The sequence below is a fragment of the Anabaena azotica FACHB-119 genome (assembly GCF_014697625.1).
Lineage (GTDB): Bacteria > Cyanobacteriota > Cyanobacteriia > Cyanobacteriales > Nostocaceae > Trichormus > Trichormus azoticus_A.
Window position 1 is genome coordinate 21,192 of sequence record NZ_JACJSG010000061.1, and the last position, 21,038, is coordinate 42,229.

Annotated in this window: 14 protein-coding genes; 6 read left to right on the forward strand and 8 right to left on the reverse strand. The window is 42.3% G+C overall.

Annotated elements, in window-relative coordinates:
* Window positions 1–10: 10 nt before the first annotated feature.
* Window positions 11–1,135 (forward strand): DNA replication/repair protein RecF, encoded by a 1,125-nt coding sequence (gene recF / locus H6G83_RS30275; RefSeq protein WP_190479051.1) that lies wholly within the window; start codon window positions 11–13, stop codon window positions 1,133–1,135.
* A gap of 418 nt (window positions 1,136–1,553) precedes the next feature.
* Here the strand turns inward: recF and H6G83_RS30280 are convergent, their stop codons facing one another.
* A complete protein-coding gene (locus H6G83_RS30280; RefSeq protein ID WP_390823163.1) occupies window positions 1,554–1,967 on the reverse strand; it encodes an MgtC/SapB family protein in 414 nt (137 codons plus the stop codon).
* Window positions 1,968–3,681: 1,714 nt separating this feature from the next.
* Between H6G83_RS30280 and H6G83_RS30285 the strand changes: the two genes are divergently transcribed.
* Window positions 3,682–5,991 (forward strand): putative PEP-binding protein, encoded by a 2,310-nt coding sequence (locus H6G83_RS30285; protein ID WP_190479030.1) that lies wholly within the window; start codon window positions 3,682–3,684, stop codon window positions 5,989–5,991.
* A 144-nt stretch (window positions 5,992–6,135) separates the two neighbouring features.
* Here H6G83_RS30285 and H6G83_RS30290 read toward each other — a convergent pair whose 3' ends face one another.
* The 3 genes from H6G83_RS30290 to H6G83_RS30300 form a co-directional block, all read right to left on the reverse strand.
* Window positions 6,136–9,444 carry a HEAT repeat domain-containing protein gene (locus H6G83_RS30290; RefSeq protein WP_190479033.1) on the reverse strand — a complete coding sequence of 1,103 codons (3,309 nt, stop codon included), beginning with the start codon at window positions 9,442–9,444 and terminating at the stop codon, window positions 6,136–6,138.
* Window positions 9,445–9,692: 248 nt separating this feature from the next.
* Window positions 9,693–10,502, reverse strand: coding sequence for a hypothetical protein (locus H6G83_RS30295; RefSeq protein WP_190479035.1), 810 nt, complete (start codon window positions 10,500–10,502; stop codon window positions 9,693–9,695).
* Window positions 10,503–10,903: 401 nt separating this feature from the next.
* Window positions 10,904–12,079 (reverse strand): baeRF7 domain-containing protein, encoded by a 1,176-nt coding sequence (locus H6G83_RS30300; RefSeq protein WP_190479036.1) that lies wholly within the window; start codon window positions 12,077–12,079, stop codon window positions 10,904–10,906.
* Window positions 12,080–12,390: 311 nt separating this feature from the next.
* On the opposite strand from H6G83_RS30300, the gene H6G83_RS30305 reads away from it, so the two are divergent.
* Together H6G83_RS30305 and H6G83_RS30310 are read left to right on the forward strand one after the other, a co-directional pair.
* The gene (locus tag H6G83_RS30305) at window positions 12,391–13,194 is read left to right on the forward strand and encodes a segregation/condensation protein A (RefSeq protein ID WP_190479038.1); all 804 of its coding nucleotides are present in this window, start codon (window positions 12,391–12,393) and stop codon (window positions 13,192–13,194) included.
* Window positions 13,195–13,718: 524 nt separating this feature from the next.
* A complete protein-coding gene (locus H6G83_RS30310) occupies window positions 13,719–14,885 on the forward strand; it encodes a sugar phosphate nucleotidyltransferase (RefSeq protein ID WP_190479040.1) in 1,167 nt (388 codons plus the stop codon).
* Window positions 14,886–15,166: 281 nt separating this feature from the next.
* Here H6G83_RS30310 and speA read toward each other — a convergent pair whose 3' ends face one another.
* Window positions 15,167–17,179 carry a biosynthetic arginine decarboxylase gene (speA, locus tag H6G83_RS30315; RefSeq protein WP_190479042.1) on the reverse strand — a complete coding sequence of 671 codons (2,013 nt, stop codon included), beginning with the start codon at window positions 17,177–17,179 and terminating at the stop codon, window positions 15,167–15,169.
* Between the two features lie 245 nt (window positions 17,180–17,424).
* On the opposite strand from speA, the gene ndk reads away from it, so the two are divergent.
* Window positions 17,425–17,874 carry a nucleoside-diphosphate kinase gene (gene ndk, locus H6G83_RS30320; RefSeq protein WP_190479043.1) on the forward strand — a complete coding sequence of 150 codons (450 nt, stop codon included), beginning with the start codon at window positions 17,425–17,427 and terminating at the stop codon, window positions 17,872–17,874.
* A gap of 197 nt (window positions 17,875–18,071) precedes the next feature.
* On the opposite strand, the gene H6G83_RS30325 is transcribed toward ndk, so the two are convergent.
* Together H6G83_RS30325 and H6G83_RS30330 are read right to left on the reverse strand one after the other, a co-directional pair.
* Entirely contained in the window at window positions 18,072–18,794 is a 723-nt protein-coding gene (locus tag H6G83_RS30325; protein ID WP_190479045.1) for a TerC family protein, read from the reverse strand.
* A gap of 928 nt (window positions 18,795–19,722) precedes the next feature.
* Window positions 19,723–19,896 (reverse strand): helix-turn-helix domain-containing protein, encoded by a 174-nt coding sequence (locus tag H6G83_RS30330; RefSeq protein ID WP_190479053.1) that lies wholly within the window; start codon window positions 19,894–19,896, stop codon window positions 19,723–19,725.
* Window positions 19,897–20,109: 213 nt separating this feature from the next.
* Between H6G83_RS30330 and H6G83_RS30335 the strand changes: the two genes are divergently transcribed.
* The gene (locus H6G83_RS30335) at window positions 20,110–20,700 is read left to right on the forward strand and encodes a DUF2087 domain-containing protein (protein WP_190479047.1); all 591 of its coding nucleotides are present in this window, start codon (window positions 20,110–20,112) and stop codon (window positions 20,698–20,700) included.
* 164 nt (window positions 20,701–20,864) lie between these two features.
* Here H6G83_RS30335 and H6G83_RS35645 read toward each other — a convergent pair.
* A partial coding sequence (locus tag H6G83_RS35645; RefSeq protein WP_277876455.1) for a zinc ribbon domain-containing protein occupies window positions 20,865–21,038 on the reverse strand: 174 nt, incomplete at its 5' end.

Consider the following 21,038-nt stretch of genomic DNA (forward strand, 5'->3'; position numbering starts at 1 on the left):
AGTCCCAACCATGTACCTGAAAACACTACACCTGAGACATTTCCGCAACTACTCCGACCAAAAGGTTGAGTTTACTGCTGCGAAAACGATTTTGGTAGGCAATAATGCTCAGGGAAAGTCGAATTTGTTGGAGGCGGTGGAGTTGTTGGCGACATTGCGATCGCACCGGATGGCACGCGATCGCGATTTAATTCAAGATGAACAACCAGCATCGCAAATTAACGCCACCTTAGAAAGAGACTCAGGGATTAGTGACCTCAGCTTAACTCTACGCCGTAATGGTCGCCGCACTGTTGCCTTTAATGGTGAATCTCTGCGGCGACAAATGGATTTTTTGGGTGTGTTAAATGCGGTGCAGTTTTCCAGTTTGGATTTAGAACTGGTGCGCGGTAGTCCCGAAATTCGCCGCAATTGGTTAGATACTCTATTAGTGCAACTTGAGCCGGTTTACGCTCACATTTTGCATCAATATAATCAGGTATTACGGCAACGCAACGCTTATTTAAAGAAAATTCAAGACACAGAACAAAAACCCCAACAATCACAACTCGCCATCTGGGATGCACAATTAGTTACCACAGGAACTAGAGTAATTAGAAGACGCGATCGCGCTTTATCTCGACTTGCACCCCTAGCTGCTGCTTGGCACGCCAGTATTAGCGGTAGTACAGAAGTTTTACAAATTAACTATACGCCTAATGTGCCATTGCAGCAAAACCAGCAAGAAGAAATTCAGCAAGCTTTTTTAACAAAACTACAACAAAGAGCCGCAGCCGAAATGTACCGAGGTACTACCCTTGTCGGCCCGCATCGAGACGAAGTAGAATTAACCATCAACCAGACACCCGCTCGTCAATATGGTTCTCAAGGACAGCAACGCACCCTAGTATTAGCCTTAAAACTAGCTGAATTACAGTTAATTGAAGAAGTTGTTCAAGAATCACCTTTACTTTTGCTAGACGATGTTTTAGCTGAATTAGATCCATATCGCCAGAACCAATTATTAGATACCATTCAAGACCGATTTCAAACTTTAATTACTACTACTCACCTCAGTTCATTTGATTCGCAATGGTTGAATTCCTCCCAAATTCTTTATGTCCAAAAAGGAGAAATTTCTACCTCAGATTTTTAGTTATCTGACATCTTGCACCTTCTCAATAAGCACATGGCGATACACTCCCCACCCTACGAAATCATAAGGGTTTTGGACTTTGATTTTCGAGTGGAAGATAATGGTGCAAGATATAAGTTATCGTAATTCCGAGGGTTAAAGACCCCTACGTCTGTACGTAGCACATTTTCAGTTGGGGTTTAAATCCCCAACTGTTCGCGTAGCGTGCCGTAGGCAAAATGTCTTTAATGCGCGAATGCGTGAATGCGTGAATTGTTAATGAAAGTTATAGCGGTTTTCAAGTCAGTGAGGTACAGAAAAAATGATTGAACGCAGATGGACGCAGATGGACGCAGATGAATCTGTATTCTATCCGATTGCAATCCGCTATAAGAAACTTTTGACCAATGACCAATGACCAATGACCAATGACCAATGACTAATGACTTTCCAACCTCTTAAAAAGATTCAAAATTGCAAAAGTCATTATAGCCCCAACTAAACCCAATTGCCATAAACCGCAACCAGCAGCAATACCCAAACTCGCAGAAACCCAAATCGCAGCTGCTGAGGTAAGCCCATGAATTTCTGGACGTTGTGATTGTTGGGAAGATTCACGAACAATTTCTCCAGCACCAAGAAATCCCACACCAGCAGCAATACCTTGAACTACTCGGCTAATCACTTCTGGATGTGATTGTATTGTGGTTAATTGTAAGGGTATAAGCACAAATATAGCACAACCAAAACTAACCAACATATGAGTTCTTAACCCTGCTGGTTTACGTCTAAGTTCACGTTCTAAGCCAATAATAGCCCCAATTAGCAAAGCTAAAAAAAGCCGAAATATCATCTGCAAAAAATCATGATTTTCTAAGTAGTGATTGTCTAGCAATTTTATATTTGAGATAAAGAACTACATCAGACAATACGGTTCAGATAAGAATAATTAACCGCCGATAAATAGGATAAACGCCGTACCCGTTGGGAACCGTTGGCGCAGCCTCTCGTAGAGAAGGAAGAAATTAGGATGTTCCATCATCTTGGTATCCAATTTAGCCTTAACTGAACTGTATTGCTATTAGGACTTAAGCAACTGGCATATTTTTTCTGTAGGGTGTGTGACTGGCGATAATATTTGAACGTAGTCATGAGACTTGTAGCGTCACGCACCAACCACCAATTGTGACACTTGCGTAAGTCCTGGCTATATAACAGGGAACAGGGGAGCATTACTGTCAACTTAACGTAAAATGGGCGGTTAGAAACCGCGTCTACACAAACAAAACCTGCCTCCGCAGGTTAAAAAACCTTAATTTATCGTTAGTCCGCGTAGGCGGACTTTGTTTGTATAGCCGCGAATTCCATTCGCCTGGGCTTAAGTTGACACCCATGACAGGGGAGAAGCGGGAAAGCCTTTTATTATCGACTTTTTATGATTAGTTTATATCCTTATTTATCTGGTGATAGCTATACTATGACCTTCCGCTTTGATTTTTGTATCCTTTACGCGAGGCGTAGCCATACTTACTAGCGTGGATCAGCAACAGGAAATTAACTCCTGACTTTTCACAGGATCTGAAAGACCTCTCTCCAAACCTCTCTCCTACAAGGAGAGAGGCTTTGATTTCTCCCCCTTCCCTTCAAGGGAAGGGGGCTGGGGGGTTAGGTCTGCTGTTAACTTTTCCACATAACGTGAAAAGTCAGATTAACTCCTATCAATAATGTATAACTTATGTCTGAAAAATTCACTGAATATTCTTTTATTGTATTATTTTTAATATAAACTTTATATTTCTACATTAATTACCTAATAAATATAATCAAAAATACTTTATTTAACCAAAATTAAATTTAATCTTGTTAGTATTTGTAGGGAGGAAATGCTCACTTTATCATGATTTTGTCAAGCAGAATCACCACCACGTAGATTTCAAGAAGCAACTGTGAATCCTATAGGTACTTTAATTTTTTCTCTGGGAATAGATAGAGGACTAATTTGATGATTGAAAAATTTAGGTGCTTGTAGGGGCAGCCCTGTGTTGGACGAATTAACCAACTGAAAGCTAGCAGCGTTGGGCTTTGCTCACTGTATTATATTTATGGTGAGCATTGCTTACCCTACGAATATGGCAAAAATTAATTACGAGCCATATAGAATTTAGATGATAACTTACAGCAGGGAACAGGTAACAGGGGACTCTTAAAAACCTTGAAAGTCTTTTGTTACATAGCTTTTGGGTGAAAATATGTACCTCATTTACCCGCAATCTGCTGTATGAGATTATTAATCATCTCTGTTACCCTATAGTGGTAAATCACTTATTGATTGATGCGTGAGAAATAGTTTACCCCTAATAAAAACCAAGTATTGATAAAGGAGGCATATTAGGAAAGGGGGAAAGGGGAAGGGGGAAAGGGGAAAGGGGAAAGGGGAAAGGGGAAAACGGGAAAAGAGGAAAGAAACTAATGATAACTGATAACTGATAACTGATAACTGATAACTGATAACTGATAACTGATAACTGATAACTGACAACTGACAACTGACAACCAAAAGAAATTGAGTGGAAAAACTCTACTGGCTTGACCAAATTAAATTACAAGACCGCGCTAAAGTTGGTGACAAAGCATTCTATTTAAGCAGAATTAGGCAGCGTGGCTATCCGGTTGTTCCTGGTTTTGTGGTAACAGAAGAAGTTTTGCGATTATTTCTAGAGTCTCTTAACAGTTCAGAGTCTCTAGTCGCTAACTTACCTAATTCTTCCCTACACTTGGACGTAGCCAACTGGCGACAACTTCAGCAAATGGCCAGTCGTTTACGTCAGGAAATTACTCATGCAACTGTTCCAGCGCAGTGGGTGGAGACAATTCTTATCGCCGCTAGGGAATGGCAAACTGACTATTTAATTCTTCGCCCTAGTTTAGGAATAGCAACTACAAGCAACAGGGTGAGAAATACTTCTGGATTATTGGATGCAGGTTTTTGTCACTGTGATGAAACTGCGATCGCACACACTCTCAAGTATACCTGGAGTCAACTATTTCGCGCTAGAAGTTTATTATATTGGCAGCGTATGGGGGTTAACCTACAGGAAGTTAACCTAGCCATTTTAGTCCAGCCGGTACAGAATGCGATCGCTAGTGGTACACTCCATGCTAACTCCCCAGACTGGAAAATTGCCGCTACTTGGGGCTTAGGGGTTGCACTAACTCAGGGTGAAGTTATACCTGATACATACCAAATTCAGCAGGAAACGGGTGTTGTCTTAGAACGGCATCTAGGACAAAAAATGCTGGCTTATTGTCTTAATAGTACTTCATCGCTACATTCACAAGAAACTATACCTGATAACTCCTGTCTCAATACTTACTTTATTGAAGAAGCACATCAGCAAGAATACGCCTTAGCCGAAGAAAACCTTGAACAATTAATTACTCTAGGACACCAATTAGAAAGTGAACTAGGTAAAAGTTTTACCATTGAGTGGACAATTGCCCAAGAAGATGGTAATTCCCGCCTCTACATTACGCAAGTAAGCACTCCCCAATCTACCATTCCCCATTTCCAATTTATCAAAGGTGTTGGTGCAGCTAGAGGGCGTGTGACAGCAATTGCTCATGTACTCAATAATCCTCAACAGCAACCAGAGCATCTACCTAAAGACATAATTTTGGTAGTGACAGAAATTACACCTGACTGGTTGCCATTATTACAAAAAGCCGTTGGTGTTGTCACAGTCCAGGGAGGGTTAACTAGCCACGGAGCTATTTTAGCGAGAGAATTAGGCATTCCTGCTGTAGTAAATGTAGCAGATGCCACAATATTAATTCCTCATGGTGAGCGATTGTTAATAGATGGCGATCGCGGTGAGGTGTATCTGTTAAAAGATGAAGTAGCTACGGTAGAAAATCAACATCAGCCAAGCATTGTACCATCATTGTCCCCTGTTGTTAGCAGGCAAATGCCAATGATTGCGACTCAACTGTTGGTGAATATCAGTCAGCCTAATCTGATTGAACAAGTACAGAACTTACCAGTGGATGGGGTGGGTTTGTTGCGTTCAGAATTGATGTTACTACCTTTACTGCAAGGACAGCATCCCAATTTTTGGCTATTGGATGGGAAGCAATCACAATTGTTGGAGGAATGGACAGAGTTAATTATACAATTTGCCCGTGGATTTGCGCCACGCCCAGTATTTTATCGCTCCTTAGATTGGCGATCGCACGAATTATCAGCCAATAGTTCTCAATCTGCGCCTCAGTCAGCTTTAGGCGATCGCGGTACATTTAGTTATGTACGTAATTCTGCTGTCTTTGAATTAGAATTGACTGCGATCGCTAACGCCCAAAAAGCAGGCTATGATAACCTGCACCTATTATTACCCTTCGTGCGTAGCGTCCCTGAGTTTAGCTTCTGTCGGCAAAAAGCCGAGCAATTTGGACTTACCCAAATACCCCAGTTTCAGTTGTGGATTATGGCAGAAGTCCCCAGCGTGTTATTTTTATTACCAGAATATGTCAAAGCAGGGGTGGCGGGGATATCGATAGGGACAAACGACTTGACACAATTGTTACTAGGAGTAGACAGGGAACAAGGGGATATTACTAGAGTTTTAAACGAACGTCATCCGGCGGTGATGGCGGCTATTTCCCAACTAATTCAAATGGCGAAAACGGCGGGAATACCTTGTTCTATTTGCGGACAAGCACCAGCAATTTATCCAGAAATCATCGATGAATTAGTGCAGTGGGGAATTACATCGATATCTGTGGAACCAGAGGCTGTGGAGAGGACTTATCAGGCGATCGCTCGTGCCGAACAGCGTATAATCTTAGCAGCAGCTAGGCGACAGATTGGGGGGAGTGGTTGAAAGTAAAATTTTTCTACTCGTACCATTTTTCCATAAATTTGCACTTAATACCCTAGCTTATTAAGCTCACGCAAAGGCGCAAAGACGCAAAAGAGCAACATTATATTAAGTGCATAGTTACAGAGAATTGGTATCAAGAGATTGTCAGAACTCCCCGACAACTAAATCCCACAATACATCAATTCCTGTGCCTACATATTCTGAATCCTGGTGTTGCAATATCCATTCGACAACATTTGCAGTAATGTCAGGAGAGTTTTTGCCCAACTTGCCCAATGCCCAAGCAGCAGAGGAACGCATACTCTCACTCTCATCGTGGAGTAAAGCTAGCAGTTGTGCCACTACCTCTGGCTTATCTTTGCCCAACTTGCCCAATGCTCCAACCGCAGAGGAGCGCACAAAGTTACTCTCATCATAGAGTAAAGCCAGCAGTTGTGAAACTACCTCTGGCGTATCCTTGCCCAATTTGCCCAATGCCTCAGCAGCAAAGGAACGTACAAGCTCACTTTTATCATGAAGTAAGGCCAGCAGTTGTGCCACTACCTCTGGCTTATCCTTGCCTAAGTTGCTCAATGCGCTAACCGCATAGCCACGCACAAGCTCACTCTTATCGTGAAGTAAAGCCAACAGTTGTGCCACTACCTCTGGCTTATCCTTGCCTAAGTCGCTCAATGCCTCAACCGCAGAAGAACGCACAAGCTCACTCTTATCGTGAAGTAAAGCCAGCAGTTGTGCCACTACCTCTGGTTTAGCCTTGCCCAAGTTGCCTAATGCCTCAACCGCAGAGGAACGCACACGCTCACTCTTATCTTCAAGTAAAGCCAGCAGTTTTGCCACTACCTCTGGCGTTGCCTTGCCCAATTTACCCAATGCTCCAGCAGCAGAGTAACGCACAAGCTCACTCTTATCGTGAAGTAAAGCCAGCAGTTTTGCCACTACCTCTGGCGTTGCCTTTCCCAAGTTGCCCAATGCTTCAGCAACAGAGTAACGCAAACGATCATTCTTATCGTGAAGTAAAGCCAGCAGTTTTGCCACTACCTCTGGCGTTGCTTTGCCCAAGTTGCCCAATGCCTCAGTCGCACCGTAACGCACAGGCTCACTCTTATCGTGAAGTAAAGTCAGCAATTGTGCCACTACCTCTGGCGTTGCTTTGCCCAAGTTGCCCAATGTCCAGGCCGCAGAGTAACGCACACTCTCACTCTCATCTTGGAGTAAAGCCAGCAGTTCTGCTAATACTTTCTCTTGTTCACCTAAAGTTAGCCGATATTCTAGCAGTTTCCTTTCATCTATCAAATCTGCTGATGCTTTCAAAAGTTGTAGTGCTTGGGCTTGAAACTTAGTTTCCCTCAAACTACAAAGAATTTTAAAAACCTGTGATTTAATTTTGCCGCCTACTCGTTGATCATCACTAACTTCGATGTTAACTAATTGCGTAATTAAATCACTATCAGACAATTGTAAATCTTCTGCTAAACAACTACCCGCAAAGAAAAGATTACGGTGCAGCCATTGCTCATAGAGAGTATCTTGTTGCAGAATTGCCTCAATGACTTTTTTCGGGTTGCTCCGTTTTTGTTGAGCTATTAAAAGTAGTAAAACTTCTCGCCAGTGAGGATCATGTAAATGTTCTCGAACATGGTCTAATACTACCTCAAAACTTTCTTCTTGACGCTCCCGGATTTCTTCAGCCGTTAAGTATTCCTGAAATGTCTTATGCACAAAAGCATATCTATCTTGACCTTGTTCATTCAATAAACCACTACGCTCTCGAATATAATCAACAAAACGTTCTGCTTCCGCTTTCGCTTGATGTGGCTTAACTTGATAATTCAAATCAGTGATATGTTTACATAACTCTCTGATTAACTCATCTTTATCTATCAGTGTACCGCCTTCTTTATCATTACTCTGTCCCTGACTATGAATCCAGTAAGCTAAACGGTTCATTAATTCTCTAATATCGCTCTGCTGAATATAATCCAGCTTTAATTTATCAATATCTTTTACTTCTTCCCAATTAATTAATAGTGTATCAACCGCCAGTTTATATAGTTCATATCGCTGTCGTGGGAGATGAGCTTGATAGCGATGAATTAGAGCAATGATTGTGAGTATTAAAGGGTTTCGTGCTAATAATTTAATTCTTTCTTGTTCTGCCAATGCTTTTTTTAAGCTTTCTTGGCGTTCTCTTGCTTCTTCAGGACTTTTTAGCAAGCGACTTTCATACCATTTCTGGATAAACAAGTCAATTTGGCTATCATCAAACTTTTCTATTTTATAATGAGTAAAATTATCTGTACGGAAATAATTACGACTATAACCTGCTGGACGCGAAGTAATAATTGCCCGATTTTGAGAATATTGTCCGAGAAAAGTTTCAATATTTTTTACAAATTGATAACGCTTACCAGCATCAGCCACCTCATCTAAGCCATCCAATAAAATTAATGCCCGTCCATCCTCTAGCCAATGCTCAAAGAAACCTGTCGGCAATTCTTTCACATACAATCTATTCTTAGCAAAATCTCGGACATATTCTAAAATATTTTGTGTGGAAGCTTTCGCTAAATCTCTAATTTTAATTAGGATTGGTAATAAATCTATATCAACAGTTAAACCCAGTTTCTCAGCTTGCTTTTCCGCCAACATCAGAGCAAAGTAACTCAACAAAGTCGTTTTACCTATTCCTGGTTCACCCAACAAAACAGATTTACCTGATGTACTTTGTTTGATTAGTTCCTGCGCTGAAAATCTCCTACCACCACTTTGCTGTAATTGTGATATTCTTTGTTCATTGAGTAATTCTGATTGACGATTATAGCCAGCTACACCTTCCCGATTAAAAAACTCTAAAGATATTGATTCTCTAGAATCTACTTGTTCAACTACATCAGGCATGACAAAAATTTGTGGGAGCTTGGCAAATCTTTCTTCTTCTTTAGTCGCTACCTTTAACCCAACGAATTCAACATCATCAAAATATTTTGACAGTTGCTGAAGATAATTATTTTTAGCAAGCTGAAATTGTAAATATGTGTTGGTTTGCTTAAAATAAGCATCAGTAAACTTTTGCAGCCAATTTTCTATACTTTGTTCTGGAAACTTTAACTTGGGTTTTTCAGAGAAAATTTTCTTAAAAGCAGCAATTAACAATTCTAAATTAGGAGTAGTTTTATTATTAATAGGTTTGAGTAATTCTCCTTGTACACCTGTATCTTTGAAAAATTGGTCTAGAACTTCCTTTGTCTGCTTATCATCGCAGTGATAAAATAACCGTCTGTCATAAGGTTGGGTAGCATCCCACTCTACAGCAGCTTTAACTCCTGCTTGCAAGGCTTTTTCTAAATCTGTAGGGTTTAATAGACTATTAACTTTAGTAATCATTTGTTTTGCAATTACAGGAAATACAGCTTTTCCTAGTCCAACCGCCAGCGTTGCTATTTCTATACTCATGTTGTATTTAATACATATTTTTATTTATATTAGCCCAATTCTCAAAAATACTTTTGATACCATCATTTAGTAGTAAAAACATTGTTTTTAATAATTTATATCTTGCACCTTCGAGTGGAAGCAAGTGGTGGGCAATGCCCACCCTACCGGGAAACGCTATAAATTTCCTTGTTTCCTTCTTTGTGTCTTAGCGCCTTTGCGTGAGCCTAATTTCGATACTAATCTCACAGGAAGGGAACAATTACTACTTACCGAGAGTATCCGGTTTCCCGCAAGAACTTACGTAATTCTGCGAAGTATTGAGAGCGATCGCCTTCATTATAAACTTGTTGTACTCGTCGCCATCCTTCCTGTCCTTGCCCTAGCAGACACATATCAGCCAAATATGCAGCTAAAAAGCCCTTGCCATCATGACCTTGACGCTTGATATCGTTGTAGTCTTTCCATAACTGTGAGGCGTGACTAGCTATTAATTTAGGATAACGGCGGGTAACGTTAGTCATTTTGCCTTGGCGGTACTGCCAAATTTGTAGAGGATAGGCAGAAGCAGCGTAAGCTGTAAAAGCACCAGCAAAGCGATCGTCTTGACTATTGAATTCTAGGATACCATCCCGATTCAAATCTTCCAGCTTGTAGACTCCGTTACCCCAATCATGGCGAATTTGTCTATACTGCCCAGAGGTGCGATCGTAGCGGTAAATCAAGGAATAAGTACAACAATGCGCCCCGCTTGTATAGAAATTAGCAATTATTTCTGGTTCCTTATCACCGTCTAAATCCACCACAGGTATCTTATCAGAGAAGATCCCCGCAGTCGGTCGGTCATACTCACTTTCTTGAGGTAAAGTTTTATTGAAAACAGTTTTACCCCCTCTGACAATTCGCAACCGCACATTTTTATACTGATATTCCTGCGGCTTTTCAAAAGTTATTTCCGCTCGCACATTACCCGACTGTCCAGTAAATGACTCTGCCTTAACTGGTTGTGTAATTGCAGCAACACTGACAACAGCTAAACCGACTAAAAATTGGTTAATAAAGGTACGAATATTTTTCATTTGATGGTGTTGTATATGAGGGACTGGGTATTGGGGACTGGGGACTGGGGGAGTAACCCACCCCTAACCCCTCCCAAGAGGGGAAAAAGCAGGGTGGTTTCATACAATCAGAGAAAAAAGATTATTGTGTTTCAAAGCCTCTCCCCCCGTGGGGGAGAGGTTTGGAGAGAGGGCAAAATCTCTGCTACAACACCAGAAATCAGAACTTATAAATTTTTCTTTTTCTGTATAAACCCACCCCTAACCCCTCCCAGGAGGGTAAAAAGGAGTAGGGGAGAATAACAACTGTCAACTGTCAACTGTCACCTATCACCTATCACCTATCAACTGCCAACTGATAACTGATAACTGATAACTGATAACTGACAACTGATTTCTTTTATACAACACCAAAAAACCGATTAGTATCGGAAAATAGCCGCAACTGGTTTACCATCAGGCATTTGCTCAGGCTCAACAGCGTAAACCGTACCACCATTTAATAGAGTATGAATTGCTGCTAAGTCCAAAATATCACCATCTTCAGGCTGTGGTTCTGGGTGCAAGTCTACAGCCATTGTATCTGGGTCAAATGTACCCCAGATTTGCTGCCCTACTGGGACGATTAAGGAATCAACCCTTTGGTAATAAGCGGCGGAAACGATTTCTTTGATATCGCTAGAAGCTGTACCAGTTTCCTCTCCCTCCAATTGTTGGAAAAGCTCAATTGCTTCCTGTTCTGATTGATGGAACAAAGGTGCGACAATTTCCCAAGCTTGAGCGTGTAACTCGTCTGCTTGGAAAACTTCTTGTCTTTTAGTAATACCTTCTTCCAGAAGATGAGGATACTTGTTAGCTTCACGATAAATGGGGTGGAGATATTCCACACCAGCCAAAATTAAAGGTGCTTTTTGCTCCCGCAGTTTCTCATGTAAAGCGGTATCAACAGCGTGGAAGAATTGGAGGATAGCTTCTTGGTGCTGGTCGCGATCTGGGCTGCCTTGACCGTGGAAAGCTCCAGGCTGCGATCGCGTAAAGGGATTATTATTACTACCCTTAGATGTAGCAATGCGAAATTGCCCTTCTTTGTCTGTTTCATCGTACTGGAGAGCTTCATCGAGGGTTTTCGGCATATTTTCCACTTCTACCTCAGTGATGCCAGAGCGCGTTCCCTCGAAAAACTTTAAGTCTTTTTGACTCAGAGCGAGAATATAAAATTTACCATCGCTATTAATTAAATGCAGCAACGGCTTGAAATGAAATTGATGACTAACAACCACCAATTCTTGACACTCTATCGGCAGACTATAATAACGGAAGACCTGCGGCGAAATGAAAATTGCTAAACCGTGGTCTTGATTTTCCCAAAACTCAGCCTCATCGAGTTCCTTAGCTGGTTGCAGTAAATTTTCAATTTCTTCAGCAGGAATTTCCAAAGCTTGCAAGCGTTCTTCAGCCTCACGCACTAAATTTTTAAAGCGAATAGGATTTTGACGAATCTCCGGCCCTGCTTTTTGCATAGGCATATAAAGAGATACACAAGGTGCTTGAGAATTGGCAATTAAATTTTTTAACTCATCAATAGATAGTAGAGTCATGAGATGAAATTCCTATCCTTGGTAATTAAAGCTCAACAATGTATATTCATTCCAGAGCTTTAACCCCGAAAATTCATCTTTCTTTTGATAAATTAGCTATCATATACACCATTCTGTAGGCGGAGAAAAATTGACAGTTGACAGTTGACAGTTGACAGTTGACAGGTGACAGGTGACAGTTTTTCTCCTCTGCTCCCCTGCTCCTCTTTCCCCTCCTGGGAGGGGTTAGGGGTGGGTTACTCCCCCAATCCCCAATCCCCAATCCCCAGTCCCCAATCCCCAATCCCCAATCCCCAGTCCCCAATCCCCGCATGGATGCTTCCGAGCTATTAGAAACAATCACACTTTTAATTGAGCAAGCAGAACAAGGAGACATAGACCCTTGGGACGTTAAAGTTATTGAGGTGATTGACCGTTATTTAGAACTAATGACACCAAAGACAACTGCTAGAGGCTATGAGTCTGACTTGTCCCAATCTGGGCAGGCATTTTTATCAGCCTCCATGCTAGTTTTATTCAAAGCTAATACCTTGATGCAGTTGTCTACAGCAGAAGATTTAGAAGATATCGAGGATGAATTACTAACCGAGAATGGTGATGGCATTTTCCATCATCAACGTTTACCCCTAGAGCGAGTGTTGCGTCGGCGACCCTCCGCCATGCCACCACCGAAACGCCGTGTAACTTTGCAAGAGTTAGTTGCCCAATTGCGAATCATGGCGAATCAGCTTAAGCTAGTGCAGAAAGTTAGCAAACCGGAACGTCCCAAGCGCCAGCCGACTGTCAAAGCGATGCGGGAAGCGCTGGAGTTGGCGCACCAAGAGAATTTGACGGAAGTAGCTGGTGAGTTGGAGCAAGTACTGCACTGTTCAGCTAAAGAATTGCTGTTAGAACAAAAATATTTAAATTTAGAACAACTTGTCGAATTGTGGTCGCAGACCAAGCAAACACAGGAATTATCGGCTCATGAATCGGTAAACAGTCACCTAGTCAGCGTTTTTTGGGCTTTATTGCTGCTATCGGCACAATCTAAAGTAGAGCTAGTTCAAGAGGAATTTTATCAAGAAGTAAAAATCCGCCTACTTACAGATGCAGCCAACCCACATCAATCATGATAGCAACCTATGAACCTTAGCATTTGAAAATAGTAATATATAAGCTTCAGTAAATTTACCGACTGTAACATTAGTGAACCCAAAAATCCGATTAAATTAAAAAGATAACTGATCGCTTGTCATCAACAGAGGGGACAGGGAACAGGGGACAGGGGACAGGGACTAGGAAATAGTGTTAACTATTGCCTGTACTTCGTCGGAGAGTAAAAAACGCACTCCTACAAGTGGCATATTTTAGTTAGATATAAATTCCTTTCTCTTACTCCCAATCCTCAGCGATGCACTGAAGCTCACCGTTCGCGTTAGCGTCTCCGTTCGCGTAGCGTCCCATAGGGAAGGAAAAGTGTCCCCAATCCCCAATCCCCAGTTCCCAGTCCCCAATACCTACTCCCCAGTCCCCTTGCAATAAACAGTAGATTACTGTTATCCCTGTTGTTAGGGATTACTTAGAACAGACATAAAAAACTGATGATTAAGTATCACACATTGAAAGTAAACTGGCTTGTGGTTGAGGAATAAACTCTATGAAAGCGATGATTCTCGCAGCAGGTAAGGGTACTCGCGTTCGTCCGATTACCTACACAATTCCCAAACCGATGATTCCTATCCTGCAAAAGCCAGTGATGGAATTTTTATTGGAACTTTTACGTCAGCATGGTTTTGACCAAATTATGGTCAATGTGAGCCATTTGGCTGAGGAAATTGAGAATTATTTCCGTGACGGTCAACGGTTTGGTGTCCAGATTGCCTATTCGTTTGAAGGCAAAATTGATGACGAAGGTAAGTTAGTAGGGGAAGCCATAGGTTCTGCTGGTGGGATGCGTCGCATCCAAGATTTTTCACCGTTTTTCGATGATACCTTTGTGGTATTATGCGGGGACGCTTTGATTGACCTAGATTTGACGGCAGCAGTAAAGTGGCATAAATCAAAGGGATCGATCGCCACTATCATTACCAAGACTGTACCCAAAGAAGAAGTTTCTAGTTACGGTGTTGTCGTCACCGATGAACATAGTCGGGTGAAAGCTTTCCAAGAAAAACCATCGGTTGAGGAAGCACTCAGCACTAATATCAACACAGGTATTTACATTTTTGAGCCAGAGGTATTTAATTACATCCCCTCTGGTGTGGAATATGATATCGGTAGCCAACTCTTCCCCAAACTAGTAGAAATTGGTGCGCCCTTCTACGCCATTGCTATGGACTTTGAATGGGTGGATATCGGTAAGGTTCCCGACTACTGGCGGGCAATTCGTGGGGTGCTGCAAGGGGAAATTAAGAATGTCCAAATCCCCGGTCATGAGGTCGCCCCTGGGATTTACACTGGTTTAAATGTGGCGGTGAATTGGGACAAGGTAGATATCACAGGCCCAGTTTACATTGGTGGTATGACTCGCATCGAAGATGGAGCCAAAATCGTCGGCCCAGCAATGATCGGCCCTAACTGCTGGATATGCAGTGGCGCAACCGTTGACAACAGCGTCATCTTTGAATGGTCACGCTTAGGCCCTGGAGTCCGACTGCTAGATAAGCTAGTGTTCGGGCGTTACTGCGTCGATAAAACCGGAGCGGCGATTGATGTGCAAGCCGCTTCCCTAGATTGGTTAATTACCGACGCAAGACAAACACCCCCAGAACATACCCCCGCAGAACGGCAAGCGATCGCCGAATTGTTGGGAACTAATGGTTAGTCATTAGTCATTAGTCAATAGTCATTAGGGACTTTCAAATCAAAAACATCCCAAATTGTCTTGTAGGATGGGCATCTTGCCCGTCCTAGATGATGCCAAATTGTCTTGTAGGATGGGCATCTTGCCCGTCCTAGATGATGCCAAATTGTCTTGTAGGATGGGCATCTTGCCCGTCCTAGATGATGGGCGGGCAAGATGCCCACCCCACAAGAAGGATAATTTATTTGTTGGAAATCCTTTAGTCAATGGACTATGGACTATTGACTATGGACTATGGACTCTTAACTATTCAAGTAAGTGTATCTTCTGAGACTCTGTTCGTAGGTTTGCAGTAAGCGCTGAGATTCGGCTAAGGTAATCCGCTTCTCTTCCAAAGCCCGCTCACAGCGTTGGCGGATGTTTTCTACCATGTCCTCAGAATCGTACTGCACGTAGCTAACAACTTCGCTCATGGTATCACCCTTGACTACGTGTTCGATTTGGTAGCCTTTGGGCGTTAACTGGATGTGAACGGCGTTAGTGTCGCCAAACAAGTTGTGTAGATTCCCCATAATTTCCTGGTATGCACCATTGAGGAACATTCCCAGATAATAAGGTTCCCCTGGTTTGTAGGGGTGCAATTCTAATACAGATTTGACATCACGCAGGTCGATAAAACGGTCGATTTTACCGTCGCTATCACAGGTGAGGTCGGCTAAAATTGCTCGCTGTGTTGGTTCTTCATCTAGGCGATGGATGGGCATGATGGGGAATAATTGATCAATTGCCCAACAATCAGGTGCTGATTGAAACACAGACAGGTTGATGTAGTAGATGGAAGCCATGATTTTTTCTAGGTCTTCCAACTCATCGGGTACGTAATCATGCTGTCTGATAATGTCTAAAATCTTTTGACAACAAGCCCAGTATAAACGTTCGGCTTTGGCGCGTTCTCTCAAGCGTAGAATCCCCAAGTTGAAGCGACTGATGGCTTCTTCCTTAAACTGAGTAGCGTCGTGGTAGAACTCTTGATAGTTCTCTTTGTTGATGGATTGATAGGTTTCCCACAGGTAATTAATGACTGGGGATTCGCCTTCTTTGGGCGGTTCTGGGTTGTCGCGGGGGACATCACTGGTACTGAGAACGTCGAAAATGAGTACCGATTGATGGGAAGCGATCGCTCTCCCACTTTCACTAATCAGTGTAGGTACGGGGATTTGCTTCTCAGCACAGGTATCTTTTAACTCTGCCACGATATCGTTAGCATAGTTCTGCATATTGTAGTTCTTGGAGGCGTAGAAGTTGGTTTGCGAACCGTCATAGTCCACACCCAAGCCGCCACCAACATCAAGGTACTTCATATTTGCCCCCAACGATGCTAACTCTACATAAATCCGGCTAGCTTCTTGGATGGCATCTTTTATCACATTGATGGCGGAGATTTGCGAACCAATATGGAAGTGCATTAGCTGCAAAGAATCCAGCAAGTCAGCGTCGCGTAACTTGTCAACTGCTTGGATAATTTCGGGTATCGTCAAACCAAACTTGGCGCGATCGCCTGTGGATGTACCCCAGCGTCCCATCCCTTGGGTGCTTAATTTCGCTCTTACCCCTAAAATCGGCTTAATTCCCAATTGCTGACTAGCAGCAATCACTAAATCGACTTCTTCCACCTGTTCTAAGACAATTATTGGCGTTTGTCCTAGTCTTTGGGATAACATCGCTGTTTCCACGTATTCCCGATCTTTATAGCCGTTGCAAACCAGCAATGATCCAGGGGTATCCAACAAAGCTAAAGCAATCATTAACTCCGGCTTAGAACCAGCTTCTAAACCAAACTGATGTGGTTTACCAAATCTCACCAAATCTTCAATCAAATGCCGTTGCTGATTGCATTTGACAGGAAACACACCGCGATAAACACCGGGGTAATTATAACGGGCGATCGCTTTCGCAAAACAAGCATTCAACCGTTCGATGCGGTCTTCCAAAATATCAGAAAAGCGAATTAGTAAGGGTAGCCCCAAATTACGCTGTTTCAAAGCGTTGACCAATTCAAACAAATCCAAAGAACCACCGCGATCGCCCTTGGGAGACACGGTAACATGACCAGCCGCATTAATCGAGAAATAAGGCTGTCCCCAACCCTCAATCCTGTATAAAGCCTCGCTGTCCTCAATCTTCCAAGCACGAGAAACATCTCCAGGCGTACTTGGTGGTAGCAGTTTCTTCTGCTTGTGATTTTTCCCTTCTAACTTGTGTCCGTTGGCTGGTACTTTTACCACCTCGTCAGATGTAGCAGTTGACTCACCCATTTGTTCCTGACCTCTGTGTTTCACCCACGAATAAACAATTTAACTCATTCGTATAAGAACTGATATGCACTCAGGGATAATTTCTGAGATAAACTCTTGATTGGTCAGTTTTTTAGTCAAAAGTCAATAGTCAATAGTCAACAGTGAAAAGGATATTTTTCTGTGGACTGTGGATTATGGACTATGGACTGTGGACTATGGACTCTTGACCAAATAAAAATTTTATTAAGTTTTTGGAGATAGCTTTGGAACGCACATTCTTAGCAATTAAGCCTGATGGCGTACAGCGTGGACTCGTTGGCGAAATTATTCGTCGCTTTGAAACAAAAGGTTTTACCCTGGTGGGTTTGAAGTTTCTCCAAGTCAGTAAAGAATTGGCTGAAGAACACTATGGAGTCCACCGTGAAAGACCATTTTTCCCTAGTTTAGTCGAATTTATCACTTCTGGCCCCGTGGTAGCGATGGTTTGGGAAGGTGATGGTGTGATTGCTTCAGCCAGAAAAATTATTGGTGCAACCAATCCCCTCACAGCAGAACCCGGCACAATTCGCGGCGATTTCGGCATTAACATCGGCCGCAACATCATTCACGGTTCTGATGCACCAGAAACAGCCCAAAAAGAAATCAGCCTGTGGTTTACCGATGCAGAATTAGTCAATTGGCAACCACATTTAACCCCTTGGTTACACGAGTAGTCAATTAGGGAAGGGGAAGGGGGAAAGGGGAAAGGGGAAGGGGAAAGGAGAAAGGGGAAAGGGGAAAGGTAAAAACTGCTTCCTCATCTCCCTCATCTCCCTATTCCCCTCCTGGGAGGGGTTAGGGGTGGGTTCCTCCCTCATCTCCCTCATCTCCCTCATCTCCCTCATCTCCCCAATCCCCAATCCCCAGTCCCTCACTTCGACACTTCAGTTTTCTCCACTTCTACTTGGGGTGATTCGGTGAGATTGCGCTTAGAAAAGCCCCAGGTGAAAATAATGGCGATCGCCGTAATCATTAACCACTCTGGCGGGACAAAATCATTGTTGACAACTTTTAATAACAGACGTAAGCCTACTAAAGCTACAGTTATATATCCTGCGTCTTCTAAGTTGGTAAATTCGTCTAACCAGCGAATAAATAAGCCTGCCATGAATCGCAGCGTGACAATGCCAATTGTGGTTCCAGTCAGGACTAGCCAGGTTTCTTGAGAGACTGCGATCGCTGTTGTCACGCTATCCAAGGAAAAGGCTAAGTCGGTAAAGGCAATTACGGGTATTGCTTGCCACAAGGTAGCAAAACGCGGGCCGTGATGATGGTCGTCTTCTATTTCTTGTGAGGTAAAGTGTTGGAATACCAACCATAGCAAGTAAGCCGCACCCAGGAGTTCAAATTGCCAAAATTTTTGTACCTCAGTGGCAGTCAACAATAAGGTAACTCGCAGCACATAGGCAACGACTAAACCAATGTTGAGGGCTTGGCGTTCCAGCTTTTTGTCCTCTAGTCCTTGGGCAATAGCAGCTAGGGCGATCGCGTTATCTGCTGATAGTACCGCCTCTAGAAATACTAATATCAGCAGGACTATAGAGGCTTCCAGGCTGAAATGAAAGTGCAGGTAGTCAAAAATTTGGTCTAGCATTCCAGATTTCTCAAGGATTGAAAATTATATCAGTTATCAGTCAGCCAGGGCGTGGGGGATAAATAAGCGCCACCAAAGCCTTCCACCAATTGGTGTGGTGTTTCACCCTCGTATTTAACTGATAACTGTTCACTGTTCACTGTTCACTGTTAAAAATTAGCAGTGATAGCCAATTTCATCTAAAAAGTGCAACAAATTGCTACTTTTATCCAGCTTAACTTGTAGAGGGTCTATTCTGGGAGTCCCCAACCCCTGTGTTAGCCTAGCTTACCCCAAGTTTCCTGTTTGCTCACGTCCAAGTGCAGATAATCCAAAATAATACTTAATTTTTTATTGCTAAAGTAATAATAAGTTTAAATAAATTTAAGAAGTATAGCAGGGGATAGGGAACAGGGGACAGGGGACAGCCTCACAAGCTGCTTGCTATCAAGATTGTATGATTCATCTATGTCCTAACCTATGTGGCTACTGCCATATGAGCAATAATTAAATACTTACTATTAAATTTATCTTCCTATCTTTTCAATAAGCTATTAATAGCAATTTTGGGAGTTTTTGTGCAATGAACCGAACTAACCCTCAAGTAATTTTATTTGCACTTGATAAATAATCTCTGAAATCTGGCTTACCCATCCATTAAATTAGCGATCGCACTTAATTATGACTTACGCAATTGTCATCATCAAAATAACTGTAGGGTGCGTCATATCCAATAATTTCCCACATATTCAAGGATTTTCCACATATGACGCACCCTCCCCCAAGTGCCAGTTGTGTAAGTCCTGTAAGTAAAATTAGCTGACCCTACATCAAAGTGTAGAGGACGAGATCCCCGGATTTTGCTACCCTTGAACTAGATAACAACGAAAGTTGAGCGAGAATCGAATCACAAATTAAGCCAAACTCGCTCAAACTCATCCCTACAAACTCATAAATGTCTTGTCCTGGCTCGATAATCAAGCAACGCACCTTGACTAATCACAGTTCGTCCATTGTTTTTGTGCGTAGGGATTTGTCCTTTTTGCAAAGCCATATACAGAGAACTTTGATCCATTCCCAAAAATCTGGCAGCCTGGACAAGAGAAGTACCTTGTCTAGGCATACCCCGATGCTTTCTTCTGCGCTTCGATAACAATCTAAACATAGCAAAATGTAAAGAACAACTTAAGAAAACTCAACTTTTTCCCGAACAAATCGCAAAATTAACATTAATTCAAAATCACCAAAGCAGAGTTTGTGCTGCATCAGACGAGGACAGCATCAGTAATTCGATCTGTTTCTAATTAGATTGCGATCGAATTAAGTATAACAAATTATGAAACAAGAACAATTTCAGACCTTACTGCAATTTTTCAAAGTGTTAGCGGACGAAAGCCGATTGAAGATTTTAGGGATTTTAGCTAATCAGGAGTGTAGCGTTGAAGAATTAGCCGCGCTGATGCAGCTAAAAGAGCCGACTGTTTCCCATCATCTGGCCAGGCTCAAAGAGCTAAATTTAGTCACAATGCGCCCAGAAGGCAATAGCCGCATATATCAGTTAGATAGTGAAGTCCTGCAAAGCATCAGCAAGGAAATTCTCTCCCCAGAAAAAATTGCCTCTTTAGCAGAGGATGTAGACACTGAAGCTTGGGAGAGCAAAGTTTTAAGAAACTATCTAGAGATAGATGTAAACAGTAATGAAGGAACACAGCGCATCAAAGAAATTCCTGCTAGCCGTAAAAAGCGCTTAGTAATTCTTAAATGGTTGGTCAGCAAATTTGAGTTAGGTATCAATTACTCAGAACGTGAAGTCAATGACATTATCAATCTCTACCATCCAGATTACGCCACTCTCAGGCGAGAGTTGATTAGTTATAAGTTAATGCAGCGAGACAATGGAGTTTATTGGCGGTTAGCAGAAATTTGATGTTCGGGAAAATTAGGGGTGGGGGTATCGCCTTTGAATAACAAAAACATAGCCATACATAGTCAGATATTTAAACTCTTACCTTTCCATGATGTAGAGTTTGGTTGCGCCAGTCGTGACTACATCAACTAATTAGATATAATTCTAATTAGATTAATATCTAATTAGAATTGACCTATGCCACCAGAACAACTTGAAATCCTGCTAAACTTCTTCAAAGCATTATAGGTGCGGTTTTTGGGTTTATGACGCTGACAGCAAGCAGGACAAGTCTGACTTGTGTATTTCTCGCACTGGATCTCAACCTTCATCCCAAATCTTTGAGATTTATAAGTGAG

Coding starts and splice junctions, on each gene's coding strand:
- H6G83_RS30290 (WP_190479033.1), bottom strand. CDS start 9,444: ATGAGTATAGAAATAGCAACGCTGGCGGTTGGACTAGGAAAAGCTGTA.
- H6G83_RS30280 (WP_390823163.1), bottom strand. CDS start 1,967: ATGATATTTCGGCTTTTTTTAGCTTTGCTAATTGGGGCTATTATTGGC.
- H6G83_RS30330 (WP_190479053.1), bottom strand. CDS start 19,896: ATGCCTAGACAAGGTACTTCTCTTGTCCAGGCTGCCAGATTTTTGGGA.
- H6G83_RS30310 (WP_190479040.1), top strand. CDS start 13,719: ATGAAAGCGATGATTCTCGCAGCAGGTAAGGGTACTCGCGTTCGTCCG.
- H6G83_RS30300 (WP_190479036.1), bottom strand. CDS start 12,079: ATGACTCTACTATCTATTGATGAGTTAAAAAATTTAATTGCCAATTCT.
- speA (WP_190479042.1), bottom strand. CDS start 17,179: ATGGGTGAGTCAACTGCTACATCTGACGAGGTGGTAAAAGTACCAGCC.
- H6G83_RS30335 (WP_190479047.1), top strand. CDS start 20,110: ATGAAACAAGAACAATTTCAGACCTTACTGCAATTTTTCAAAGTGTTA.
- recF (WP_190479051.1), top strand. CDS start 11: ATGTACCTGAAAACACTACACCTGAGACATTTCCGCAACTACTCCGAC.
- H6G83_RS30295 (WP_190479035.1), bottom strand. CDS start 10,502: ATGAAAAATATTCGTACCTTTATTAACCAATTTTTAGTCGGTTTAGCT.
- H6G83_RS30305 (WP_190479038.1), top strand. CDS start 12,391: ATGGATGCTTCCGAGCTATTAGAAACAATCACACTTTTAATTGAGCAA.
- H6G83_RS30325 (WP_190479045.1), bottom strand. CDS start 18,794: ATGCTAGACCAAATTTTTGACTACCTGCACTTTCATTTCAGCCTGGAA.